Genomic DNA, 12,414 nt, shown 5'->3' with positions numbered 1-12,414 from the left:
AGCAAGGAACATTCAAAATTGAATATGCAAAAAACAATAATTCTACTACTTACGCTTCTTTTTAGCTTTTCGGTAATGGCTGAAAATCGTTTGAGTGAAAAAGATGAGAACAATATTCGGAAACTGATTCAACAACAGGTGGACGCCTGGAACGAAGGCAAGCTGGAGAAGTTCATGGAAACTTACTGGAAATCGGATCAACTTTCGTTTGTCGGAAGCCGCGGCCCAACTTACGGCTGGCAGGCAACGCTGGATAATTACAAAAAAGGTTATCCGGACAAAAAAGCAATGGGGCACCTTGATTTAAAAGTGCTGAATCTTTCGCAAATTGATACAAAAACAGTGTTGATGATTGGCCGTTTTGAGTTAACACGGGAGGTTGGCGATGTTGCGGGGCATTTTACCCTGGTGATTCAAAAAATAAAAGGCGAATGGAAAATTATCAACGACCACTCCAGTGCAGAGAATTGAGTTTATAGCTGATTTTACTTTTCTTTTCTGAATACGATTCGAAGTTTTACGCTTGAATCCACTTTCTCTCCGTTAACCAATTCCGGATTCCACGCAGGTCCGTCTATGATGATTTGTTTTGCTTTTGCAAACAGCGTTTCATCGGCCTGGTTCAGGTTTTCGATTGATTGAATCACTCCGTTTCGGTTAAAATTGATATGGAGCTTTATCACCACTTTATCTTCCGGGTAGCTGGGCGGTAAAATGGCTTCCCGGTTTAAATATTCACGATAAGCTTTGTGTCCGGAAACCGGTTCTGCCGCCAGCTTTTGAGACTGGGGCGCGGGACTTACTTCTGTTACACTTCCGGTTAGGTTTTGTTGCTTTTGCGTACCGTACCCAACTACTACCACTTCGTCCAGGGCCAACATATCTTCGTCGAGTTCTATGGTTGCATTCAGGCTGTCGGCCGGAGAAATTTCCTTGCTTACCATTCCAATAAAACTGACCGTTACGGTGGAAAGGCTGTCTTTCAATGGAAGTACAAAATTACCATCGATATCGGTAAGCGTGCCATTGGCCGTGCCTTTTTCAGTAAGCGCAGCACCGGGCAAAGGCAATTTATCGGTGCCCGAAATTACCTTCCCTCGCAGCGTTTTCCCTTTTGCCGGAGATGCGACGGTGGCATAACCTCTTATTCTTATGTTATCATCGGTGGCCACATGCCCGGCCACACCTCTTATTTTGGGTGAGTCTTTTCTTTGAACCGTCACTCCCGCAACACGACCCGTTAGCATTTCAACCGGCTGGTTTTTTTCTTTGTCAAAAGCTTCCGCAAGCATTTTCGGCTCTTTCCTTTCAATCGGAGCCATAACCCGGGCAGCTTTTTCCGGTTTGGATACAATGCTAATTATATCTGTTTCTGTTATTTCCGGTTCATCCAGTTCCGGCTCAATTTCTATTTCGTTGATCGTAAATGTTGTATCAGTGTCGGTTATAAGCGACATATCTCCCTTTTTCTGTACCTCGGGAGGGAGTTCCATCTTCTTCGTTTGTGTTAGTTCGGGAACAGGATTCTCCTGGTTGATCTGGAGCCATAAAATACCCATCGAAATAAGAATCAGAATGGAGGCCGCCGCAGCAATGAACCTGATCTTTCGGCTTTTCTTAGGTGTAGGAATCCGGGCAGAAAGCTCTTGAACGTGCTGAGATATTTCTTCCGGGGAAAGCTGTTCCATGCCTTCCAAAGCATCGGCCATAAACGGATCTTTTTGCAGTTCTTTTTCAAACGCATTCCGTTCTGCAAGTGTCATTTCGTTGGTACGGTACCTTCTGAAATCATCAAAGCCGATATGTCTTTCCCCTTTCTTCATTTCTTTTTATCCAGACAAATCTTCAAATTTCGTTTTGCATTCTGAATATAGCTTTTTACTTTTTTTTCATCGGTGTGCAGAAAATCCGCAATTTCGCGGTAACATTTATTGCTAAAATAAAACAAGCGAATGCTTTTTTGCTGTTCCATCTTCAAATGTTCGATGCATTCCTGCAACGCCTTCTCCAATTCTTCGGTTTGTTCTCCGTCAATAGGATGCATTTCGGCATCGTATTCCATAAAAGAATCGCTCTTTTCTACTTCGGTCAATGAAATAATCTGCCCCGGTTTTGCCTTGCGCAATTCCATCAAACAATGGTTTTTGCTAACTACGTACAGCCAGCTTTTAAAGTTCCTGATGGTGTGGCGATCTATCTCAGTCTGAACCTTTTCGTAGATCGAGATCACCGCATCTTTGGCCTGGTGGGTATCTTTCAGGTATTTCAGACACAATCCGAAAACCAGGTGAATGTGCCGTTCGTAAAGTTCACCCAACGCGCCCACACGCCCTTCTTCAATAAAAAGAGCAAGCAATTCTTCATCGCTTTTTGAATTTCGGTGGCGGTTGTAGATGAGCTTCATGCTGGTGTGAAAATCACCTAAAAGTAGAATAATTCAGAAAACTTTAAAATTTTTTATGGAATTCAGTTCGCGCGTGCATCCTGTTAGTGAATGCAAATTTAAATCTGAAAATTATGAAACGAATATTTTTAATCCTGATGATGGCACTAAGCTTTGTTGCCATGGCTTTTTCGAACGAAAGCAGAGAGATTTCCGGAACAATCACCGATGAATCGGGAGCTGTGCTTCCCGGAGTAACCATAACTGTAGAGGGCACCTCGCGGGGAACGGTAAGCGATGCAAACGGTTTTTATAAGATTACGATCAATCCTGAAGATAAAAGACTGGTATTTTCTTTTGTAGGAATGAAAACCGAAAAAGTGAAAATACCCGGTAGTAATACTTTGAATGTGGTTTTGAAGGCAGATAACGCGAACTTAGATGAGGTAGTGGTGGTTGCTTACGGGGTACAGAAAAATGTCAGTTTGTGCGGTGCCGTTTCGGGAGTAAAAGTTAGGGGCACCCGCCATATTTGGGCGGCAGCGGATTACAACACCGAAAATTATTCAACCATCCGCGAAAACGGTTTCAAGGATGTGAAAGCCAGTCCGCTTTCCACGTTTTCGATTGATGTTGACAGGGCGGCTTATTCCAACGTGCGCCGCTACATCAATCAGGGAAATTTGCCGCCTGTGGATGCCGTGAAAGTGGAGGAAATGATCAATTATTTTGATTACGATTATCCCGCGCCCGACGGAGAACATCCGTTTAGTGTAAGCACCGAAGTTTCAACCTGCCCTTGGAATCCAAAACATTACCTGATGCACATTGGTTTGCAGGGAAAACACATTGATAAAACAAACCTACCGGCTTCGAACCTGGTTTTCCTGCTCGATGTTTCCGGTTCGATGAATTCAACCGATAAACTTCCGCTGGTAAAACGCGCCTTTAGTATGCTGGTGAATGAATTGCGCCCCGAAGACCGCGTGGCCATTGTGGTGTATGCGGGAGCAGCAGGCAAAGTGTTGGATTCCACTCCCGGAAATAAAAAGAAAACGATTCTGGATGCACTGGAACGTCTGAATGCCGGAGGTTCGACGGCCGGAGGAGAAGGACTGAAACTGGCCTACAAAATTGCTGGGGAAAACTTTATTGAAGGGGGCAATAATCGCATTATTCTGGCTACCGATGGTGATTTTAACGTGGGCGTTTCCAGTACTTCGGAAATGGAGCGGCTGGTGGAAAAGGAACGTGAAAAAGGCGTGTTTATGACCGTTCTGGGGTTTGGGAGCGGCAATATCAAAGACGATAAAATGGAAACGATCGCCGATAAGGGCAACGGGAATTATGCTTACATCGACAATATTCAGGAAGCCCGGAAAGTTTTTATCACCGAATTTGGCGGAACGCTTTTCACGATTGCCAAAGACGTAAAGTTTCAACTGGAGTTTAATCCCAAACAGGTAAGATCATACCGATTGGTGGGCTACGAAAACCGCTTGCTAAACGATGAAGATTTCAATGACGATAAAAAAGATGCAGGCGAAATGGGTGCCGGTCATACGGTAACGGCTTTGTACGAAATAGTGCCGGCCAACTCATCTGATGACGATCACAAACCTTCAGTGGATCCGTTGAAATACCAGACCTCCAAAACAGTTTCGGGAAAAATGGGCGAGGAGTTGCTGACGGTTAAGCTGCGTTACAAAGCTCCCGAAGGTGGCAAAAGCAAACTGCTGGAAATTCCGGTTGCAACTAATTTGCTGGAGAATACTTCGGATAATTTCCGCTTCTCGGCAGCTGTGGCCGAATTTGGAATGTTGTTGCGCCGTTCGGAATTTGCCGGGAATGCCAGTACCGAATCTGTTCTGAAACTGGCACGCGATGCCAAAGGCGACGATGAGGAAGGCTATCGTTCGGAGTTTATTCAACTGGTAAAAATGGTGGATGAACTGCAATTACTGGCAGAAGAAAAAGAGTAATCTTTCGTGATTTATCTCAGGGCAGGGATTTGTTCAGTGGTTTTTGGACAACAGGATCCCTGCCATTTCTCATCGCCCCTGTCCGTAACTTTTAGTACATTCGTCGCCCAAATTAAAACACAGAAAATGTATCGGATTGTATTTTTATTTCTATTGTTTGCTCAACTATCGGTAGTTGCCCAAACCAAACAAATGAGCCTCGAAGATGCCATAATGGGGCGTTATACACATTTAAACCCGGCATCGGTCAGGGGACTTTCCTGGCAGGATGATGAAAACTATACGCAGATAAAAAGCGACTCGCTGATGGTCATCCATGCAAAAACAGGCCAGGAAAAATGCCTGTTGACCACCAACGAACTGGAAGAAATCACCGGTGCTTCGTTGCGTTATTTTCCTGCTTTCAATTGGTTGAAAGACGGCTCTTTGCTGGTACAGGCTTCCGGTACTTATTTCGTGGTAAATGCAACCGAAAAGTCGCTGGTTTATTCGATCCAACTGCCGGAAGAAGCGCAAAACGCTGTTTTTTCGGAGCAGGGGAAATGGGTGGCTTTTACGCAGGGCGATGATTTGTATGTGGCCCTGAACGACGGTGCCGTAAAACAAATTACCCGCGACGGTGGCAAGGGCATTGTAAACGGACAAAGCGTACACCGCAATGAATTCGGAATTTCCAACGGCATTTTTATTTCGCCCAACGGAAATTTTATCGCTTTCTATCGCAAAGACGAAAGCATGGTAAGCGATTACCCACTGGTGGATTATATGGCCCGCGAAGCCTCGTACACACCGGTAAAATACCCGATGGCCGGACTTGCAAGTCACCACGTTACGTTGGGGGTTTACAACATCGGAACCGGTAGCACTACTTTTCTGAAAACAGGCGAACCACTCGATCATTTTCTGACCAACGTTGCCTGGTCGCCCGACGAGAAAAATATTTACATGGCCGAGCTCAACCGGGAGCAAAACCACATGCAGCTGAATTGTTACGACGCTGCCACTGGTGATAAAGTAAAAACCTTGTTCGAAGAAACAGGCGATACCTATGTGGAACCTTTGTTCCCGATACATTTTTCAAAAGTAAATCCTGCGGAGTTTTACTACCTGAGTCGTAAGGATGGGTGGTTTCACGTATATAAATACAACACCGATGGGCAGTTGGTAAAGCAGCTTACAAAAGGCGAGTGGGAAGTTACCCGCCTGCTGGGTTTCGATCCGAAAGAGAAAAGCCTTTTTGTGGAAGGAACGCTGGATAGCCCCATCGAAAATCACATTTACAGGATTGATGTGAAAAGCGGTAAAAGTACCCGGCTTTCGGTGGGTGAGGGGATGCACAGGGCGGTGTTAAGCCCCGGTGCGTCGTATGTGATTGATAACTGGAACGGAGTGGAGGTGCCCCGGAAGGTTGACTTGTTATCGGCCAATGGGAAAGTTCAGCAAAATATTTTTGAAGCGGCCAACCCCTTGGCTGATTACGACCTGGGCGAAACAAAACTGGTTACGCTGAAAACGGCTGACGGAAAATACGATTTGTTCGGGCGTTTGATTCTTCCTCCGAATTTTGATTCATCGAAAAAATACCCGGTGGTGGTGTATGTTTACGGCGGGCCGCATTCGCAAATGGTGGATAAAAGCTGGCAGTACCAAACCCGTTGGTGGCAGTACTACATGGCTTCGCAGGGGTACATTGCTTTTACCATGGATAACCGCGGCACCAACAACCGTGGGCGGGCGTTTGAAACGGCGATTCACCGTCAGCTGGGGATTCCGGAAACCGAAGACCAGATGCAGGGAGTGGAGTACCTGAAAAGCCTGCCTTATGTGGATGCCGACCGGATGGGTGTTCATGGCTGGAGCTATGGTGGTTTTATGACACTAAACCTGATGATGCGTCATCCCGAAGTGTTTAAAGTAGGCGTTGCCGGTGGTCCGGTGGTCGACTGGAGTATGTATGAAATAATGTATGGCGAGCGTTACATGGATATGCCGCAGGAAAACCCGGAAGGTTACGAAGAATCAAACATGGAAAATCATGTAAAGGATTTGCAGGGGAAACTGATGCTGATTCACGGTGCGCAGGATGCCACCGTGGTGATGCAGCACAGCATGAAGTTTCTGCGCGAATGTGTGAAGCAAAACAAGCCGGTTGACTTTTTTGCCTATCCGATTCATCCGCACAATGTACGCGGTAAAGACCGTGTTCACCTGATGGAAAAGGTAAGCCAGTACTTTTTCGATTATTTATAAAATAGAGGGATCCGATCCGTATAAGTTGAAACGAAAACGGATCGGATCTTTCATTTTAACTGGTCATTGGCTTATCAGCCGGATTTTACTCTTTGTCTTAGAACAAAGAGTATGCTCTTTTGTATACATCGCTTTTTTGCAATGGGCAGGCTGAAGTCAGCTTGTATTTGGAAAAATGAAGCTCCCGCAGTATTATTGTTGTAATAAAAGCTGAAGTGGAGATGGGGTAACTAAACTTCATGAAAACGTAAACGTGCATGAGATACAGGGAGATAAAACCAAGCGGATTTCTAACGAACTTTATTAAGTGCTTTTGGGAATATGGAAATTCGGAAGCCGAAACCGTACATACGATTTTGCCCGACGGTTACTTTGATTTAATTGCCGAATACCGGGGGACAACGTTTGTAGGTTTGCGACTTACAGGTGTTTGGACAAAGCCGGCAAATGTAACGCTGCCCGCTGAAACCACCATGCTTGCCATCCGGTTTAAACTATTGGCCGCCGAATACCTTTTTCAGCACGAAATAAAATCAATCCTGGATGAAACCAAGCAACTGCCACCTGATTTTTGGAATGTCAGTCACTACCAAAGTCATGCGTTCGAAAATTTTGTTGCGGGTATTTCAACCCAGCTTACAAATTCGATCAAACACCTGGGAGAGATAGACTCTAGGAAACTAAAGCTTTTTGAACTTATCTACAGCGATACCCCGGGCTCTGTAAAGGAACTTTCTGAGAATGTGTATTGGAGCAGCAGGCAAATCAATCGTTATTTCAATCAGCAGTTTGGCTTTCCCTTAAAGGAATTTTTAAAAATAGTCCGGTGTAAATCTTCCTATAACGACATTTCAAAAGGAAACTTCTTTCCTCAGAAAGGTTATTTCGACCAGGCGCATTTTATCAAAGATGTAAGGAAATACACCGGAACAACACCGCGAAAACTCTACCAGAATAAAAACGACCGATTTTTACAATTATCAACCAGAAAGCAGGGCTAATTTTACCTCACAAATTTTAGAATATAGAAAATGAAAGCAGGAAAACTTACGCCCAACCTCGAAGTGGTGAACATTAAACAAACCGTTGATTTTTATAGCGAGAACTTTGGATTCGAACTGGTAATGGCAGTTCCCGAAAGCATGGACGGTGTGGAACAGGCATTGGCCGACGGAAAAGAATATGTTTATGCACTCTTGCAAAAAGACCAGGTAGAACTGATGTTTCAGCGCTCCGATTCGTTTAAAACCGATGTAGTTCTTTCGACTGAACCGGGCATTGGAGCAAGCGTTTCGTTTTACATGGAAGTGGAAGGAGTGGTTGAATTGTACGGAAAACTCAAAGGAAAAGCTTTGCAGATGACCGAACTAAAAACGGCATGGTATGGCATGCAGGAGTTTTATGTAAAAGACATAAACGGATACATTCTTGCCTTTGCCGAAAAAGTGGATGCTTAACTATGTAATCAGGTTTTGTGCATAGATTCAAAACTGTATTGGAGAACAGAGACCGCCTGTTCCAATTCACTTTCGTTCATGGAAGCAAAACCAAAGCGAAAAGCATTCTGTTCACGGTCGGCCCTTAGCATTTGTAACCGGGGATTTTCTTCCAGTCGGCCGACAGGATATTCCGGTAATACTTTTACCCAAATAGCCATTCCGCCCGAAGGCAACGTGAAGTAAACGTATGCTCCCAATTTATCTTTTAGTAAGGCATTTAGAAAATCTCTGCGTTGGTAGTAGATTTTCTTTGCCTTTTTTAAATGCCGTTTGAGTTCACCGTTTTTAATCAAAGCGGCCAAAGCATTTTGCATATAGCCGTCGCCACCAACATCAATAAGTTTTCTGAGCGCTACACATTGCTCAATGAAATTCTGAGGTGCCACCATAAAACCAATTCGGAGAGAAGGATCCAGTATTTTGGAAAAGGACCCGATATAGAGAACGTTTCCGTTATGACCGCTGCTTGCCAATGGCAGGTAGGGCGAAGATGTGTAGTGGTAATCATAGTCGTAATCATCCTCAATCAGCACAAATGAATGCTGAACGGATAGTTCCAGTAATTTCATTCTTCTTTCCACGCTTAGTGTTACGGTGGTAGGATAATGATGATGAGGAATAACATAAACGGCATTGATCTTTTTCTTTTGGCACAGGGCTTCCAGAGCATCCGTGTCCAATCCGTTCTCATCTACATTTACTTCAAGCAGATTGGCTCCCGTTTCTGCAAATGTTTGGTTGGCAACGGGGTAATTGGGTTTTCCAACTACAATGTGGTTATCCTTGTCAAGAAGCAGCTGCGCGGCCAGGTATATACTCATTTGTGCGCCGTGGGTAATGAGTAGGTTTTGCCCCGAAACATTTAGCCCTCTCGTTTCTGCCAGATAATGAGCCAGCTCTTCCCGTAATTTCACGGTGCCTTGTGCGGCCCCGATGTGAGCATTTTTTATACTGTGTTTTTTTGAAGTATAAGAACGATAGGTTTTTAATAATTCATCAATCGGAGACAATCTTACGTCAGGATGCCCGTCATCAATAATAAGCTCCGAGAGGGTAGGTTCATCGCATTCTTTTATTATCTCTTCAACCCTTTTGAAAGGAAGTAGAAGCTTATTGCCGTAGGGAGTTGAAACCGCCGGAGCATTCCATTTTTGAGGGGCCAGCAGGGGGATGCGTTCTGATACCAATACATGTTTTCTAGGGATGATCGTAATCCAGTCCTGTGCATTCAGTTCTTCATAGGCAGCAATGACCGTTTTTCGGTGAACCCCTACTGCTTTTGCGAGTTCGCGGCTGCCCGGTAAAGGCGCTCCGGCTTTTAGTGTGCCGTTTCGGATGGCGCTGATAAGCGAAAAAGCAATCTGTTTGTAAACAGCGGTTTTGCTGTCTTTATCTACGTGGATGATATTTTCGAATGGAAACATACTGGACTACCTGGTATTTGAAAACTGGATGGTAAATGTAGTCCTGTTTGGGAATAGTTTCGCGGTGTGAATTACAAAAATTATAAAATGGAACACAAAATTAAAAAAGCAGGTTTGGAAGACCTGGAAGCAGCAGCCGGGTTGTTCGACCTTTACCGAGTTTTTTACAGGCAGCAGCCCGATTTGGAAAAATGCAAACAGTTTATTCAGGAAAGATTGAGCAAAGAGCAGTCGCACATTTTTTTGATTTATGCCGATGACAAAGCAGCGGGTTTTGTTCAACTGTACGAACTCTTCCATTACATTAAACTGGAGAAACAATGGTTGTTGAGTGATTTGTTTGTTCATCCGGAGTTCCGGGGGAAAGGATTGTCGGTGGCTTTGATTGACCGGAGCAAGCAATGGTGCGAAGAAACCGGTGCTTGCGGATTGATGCTGGAAACCGAAAAAACAAACAACATCGGGAACACGCTTTATCCGCGTTGTGGGTTTGAGTACGATGGTTTGCACAACTATTATCACTGGTGGAAATAATCAACATGGGCGGGCTGCACCGGCCCGCCATTTTCCGCTGGTGGCATCAATGTCCGGCTCTTTTTTTAGGGATGGAAGGACAGAAGGATTGAGGGACTGAGGGACTGAGTTCAGGGGTTAAAGTTCAGAGTGTTTCGTACTGCGAGTGACCAGCAACACGGCATCACGGCATCACAAAGTTACGGTGATTGCTAAATTGTAAAATGGCTAAACTGCCGAGAGCATGGGGCAAAGGGCATGGAAGAAGTGCCGGTTTAATGGCGGCACTTGTTCGACCCTGGTTTTGTAAAATCCATCCACCCGCCCAAACGTTGGCGCTTGTGCTAAAACCGAAAAAAAAGAGTGCCGCGAGGTAAAAGACATATTACAAGCGCAATATACTTTATGAAACTACGTAATTTCCTAAAGAAAAGGTGACGATATTTTATCAGATTACGTAGTTTTCTAAAGATATGAGTGCAAATTTTTATCAAACTACGTAGATTCCTAAAGATTTGACTGAAATATTTTATCAAACTACGTAGTTTCCTAAAGATATGATCGCAGTATTTTATCAAATTGCGTAGTTTCCTAAAGAGCAAACAACTCGACGGGGAAGTTCTCTGTTGAAGTTCAAAGTTCAAAGTTCAAAGTTCAGGGTTCAGTGTTTCAGTGTTCAAAGATCCAACATCCGGAATCGAGAATCGAGTATCCAGCATCCAGTATCGAGTATCCGGAACAGCCAGGGGCCGGACGATGCGGAAATGTGCTATCGTTCTCATACACATGTTCATTGCTTTCGCAAATTTCACTCCTCTGGTGAACACTATCGCTTCGGTTGTTGTTCTTATGAGACTAAAGCCTAGCTCTTTACCAAAGGGACCCCATTGAGTAAAACATTTTATACCTGATTGACCATGCTAAAATTAATCTCCCCAAAGTTCCGCATCTTGCTTAAACAGCTGATTCTTGTCGTTTTTTTAGTAGCCGTAAGCCCTGGCCTTAGGGCACAGAAGGAAGAAATAAGCAGTTTGAGACAGCAACTGCAAACCCGGCAAGACGATACTTTGCGTGTTATTCAGTTAAACCGGCTGGGGTTTTTGTACCACACGTCGAAGCCCGATTCTACGATGCTCCTGGCAAAAGAGGCCCTGCTGCTGGCCCAAAAAAGTAATTATATCCGCGGAGAAGCCCGTACATTAAGTGTAATGAGCAATGCCTTTTACGCCACCGGCAACTATCCCAAGGCGTTGGAATTGCAATTAAGTGCCTTGAAAAAATACGAATCGGTAGATGATTGGGCCGGCATTAGCAATACCACCGGCAATATTGGCAACATACACGGTGTATTGGGCCATTACCAGGAGGCATTAAAGTACAATTCGCAAACGCTTGATATCAAGGAAAAAATTGGCGATAAACGTGGAGCAGCGGTTGCTTTGGCCAACATCGGTCAGATTTATTTTGCCCAATCTAAGCTTGATTCTGCCCGTTTTTATGTGCTTCAATCCTATGACATTGCCCTTCGGGAGCGTGATATCTACCGCGAAAGAGTGACCTCGCTCCATTTGGGGGGAATTTATTCTGATATGGACGAGCAGCAAATGGCACTGGAATATTATAAAAATGCTTACGACAGACATAACCCGGACAACTTCAGTTTAATGGCTGCGCTGGGGTTGGCAAAGATCTACAAATCTAAAGAACTGCCCGACTCCATGCTGCATTACGCCAACTATGCCTACACAAAAGCCGAAAAGGAAGGGCTGACCGATTTGGTTCATTTGTCGGGTACATTTTTGGCCGACTATTACAAAACACAGCAGGTATTCGACAGTGCCTACGCCTACCTGGAGATTAGTCTTGCCGCCAGAGACAGCTTGTACAACCAGGAAAAAAGGAACAAGATTCAGGCACTTTCGCTCGAAGAAATGGCCCGGCAGCAGGAAAAAGAGGAAGCACGGGCAGTACTTTTGCAAAAGCAAAAAACCAACCTGCAGTACATTGCCATTGCCGGTGTGATCGTCATTTTTATCCTGGTTTTTCTTTTGTTGAGCCGCAGTATTATCGTTAGCGAAAAATGGCTGAGCTATTTGGGGATCTTTATCCTCTTGCTGGTTTTTGAATTTATCAACCTGTACCTGGCCAGTCAGATTGCCCCGGTCGTTAACTTTTCGGCAGTGTATACGCTTATTGTTATGGTAATTGCAGCAGCCATACTGGTGCCCATGCATCACCGGATTGAAGCCTATATTACCAAAAAGATGATTGAAAAAAACCGGAAAATAAAAATCGCCGCCGCCAAAAAAATGCTGGAAAAACTGGACGCAGAACAAGCAGTGGAATAAGAAGATGCCAATGTC

At 44.6% G+C, this 12,414-nt stretch carries 10 protein-coding genes; 7 read left to right on the top strand and 3 right to left on the bottom strand.

Annotated features, from left to right (window positions below):
• Positions 1-24 precede the first annotated feature (24 nt).
• The gene (locus tag INQ51_RS09615) at positions 25-471 is read left to right on the top strand and encodes a YybH family protein (RefSeq protein ID WP_233377758.1); all 447 of its coding nucleotides are present in this window, start codon (positions 25-27) and stop codon (positions 469-471) included.
• Positions 472-485: 14 nt separating this feature from the next.
• Here INQ51_RS09615 and INQ51_RS09610 read toward each other — a convergent pair whose 3' ends face one another.
• Together INQ51_RS09610 and INQ51_RS09605 are read right to left on the bottom strand one after the other, a co-directional pair.
• Positions 486-1,823: a carboxypeptidase-like regulatory domain-containing protein gene (locus INQ51_RS09610; RefSeq protein WP_233377757.1), complete on the bottom strand. Its 1,338-nt coding sequence runs from the start codon at positions 1,821-1,823 to the stop codon at positions 486-488.
• Positions 1,820-2,404 (bottom strand): RNA polymerase sigma factor, encoded by a 585-nt coding sequence (locus INQ51_RS09605; RefSeq protein ID WP_233377756.1) that lies wholly within the window; start codon positions 2,402-2,404, stop codon positions 1,820-1,822. Before INQ51_RS09605 ends, INQ51_RS09610 begins: the two co-directional genes overlap by 4 nt.
• Positions 2,405-2,517: 113 nt before the next feature.
• Between INQ51_RS09605 and INQ51_RS09600 the strand changes: the two genes are divergently transcribed.
• The 4 genes from INQ51_RS09600 (at position 2,518) to INQ51_RS09585 (ending at position 8,072) form a co-directional block, all read left to right on the top strand.
• Complete coding sequence (locus INQ51_RS09600; protein WP_233377755.1) at positions 2,518-4,365, top strand: vWA domain-containing protein; 1,848 nt, start codon at positions 2,518-2,520, stop codon at positions 4,363-4,365.
• A gap of 126 nt (positions 4,366-4,491) precedes the next feature.
• Positions 4,492-6,615 carry a S9 family peptidase gene (locus tag INQ51_RS09595; protein WP_233377754.1) on the top strand — a complete coding sequence of 708 codons (2,124 nt, stop codon included), beginning with the start codon at positions 4,492-4,494 and terminating at the stop codon, positions 6,613-6,615.
• A gap of 257 nt (positions 6,616-6,872) precedes the next feature.
• A complete protein-coding gene (locus INQ51_RS09590) occupies positions 6,873-7,616 on the top strand; it encodes a helix-turn-helix domain-containing protein (RefSeq protein ID WP_233377753.1) in 744 nt (247 codons plus the stop codon).
• A 30-nt stretch (positions 7,617-7,646) separates the two neighbouring features.
• Positions 7,647-8,072, top strand: coding sequence for a VOC family protein (locus tag INQ51_RS09585; RefSeq protein WP_233377752.1), 426 nt, complete (start codon positions 7,647-7,649; stop codon positions 8,070-8,072).
• Positions 8,073-8,080: 8 nt separating this feature from the next.
• Here INQ51_RS09585 and INQ51_RS09580 read toward each other — a convergent pair whose 3' ends face one another.
• Positions 8,081-9,538, bottom strand: a complete 1,458-nt coding sequence (locus tag INQ51_RS09580; RefSeq protein ID WP_233377751.1) for a PLP-dependent aminotransferase family protein — start codon at positions 9,536-9,538, stop codon at positions 8,081-8,083.
• 87 nt (positions 9,539-9,625) lie between these two features.
• Here INQ51_RS09580 and INQ51_RS09575 point away from each other — a divergent pair, with 87 nt between their 5' ends.
• Both INQ51_RS09575 and INQ51_RS09570 read left to right on the top strand, forming a co-directional pair.
• A complete protein-coding gene (locus INQ51_RS09575) occupies positions 9,626-10,072 on the top strand; it encodes a GNAT family N-acetyltransferase (protein WP_233377750.1) in 447 nt (148 codons plus the stop codon).
• Positions 10,073-11,082: 1,010 nt separating this feature from the next.
• The gene (locus tag INQ51_RS09570) at positions 11,083-12,399 is read left to right on the top strand and encodes a tetratricopeptide repeat protein (protein ID WP_233377749.1); all 1,317 of its coding nucleotides are present in this window, start codon (positions 11,083-11,085) and stop codon (positions 12,397-12,399) included.
• The last annotated feature ends 15 nt before the right edge of the window (positions 12,400-12,414 follow it).

It is taken from the genome of Maribellus sp. CM-23 (assembly GCF_021354595.1).
Classification (GTDB): Bacteria; Bacteroidota; Bacteroidia; order Bacteroidales; family Prolixibacteraceae; genus Draconibacterium.
Note: the sequence above shows the minus strand (reverse complement) of the source record. Positions and strands in the feature narration are given on the sequence as shown.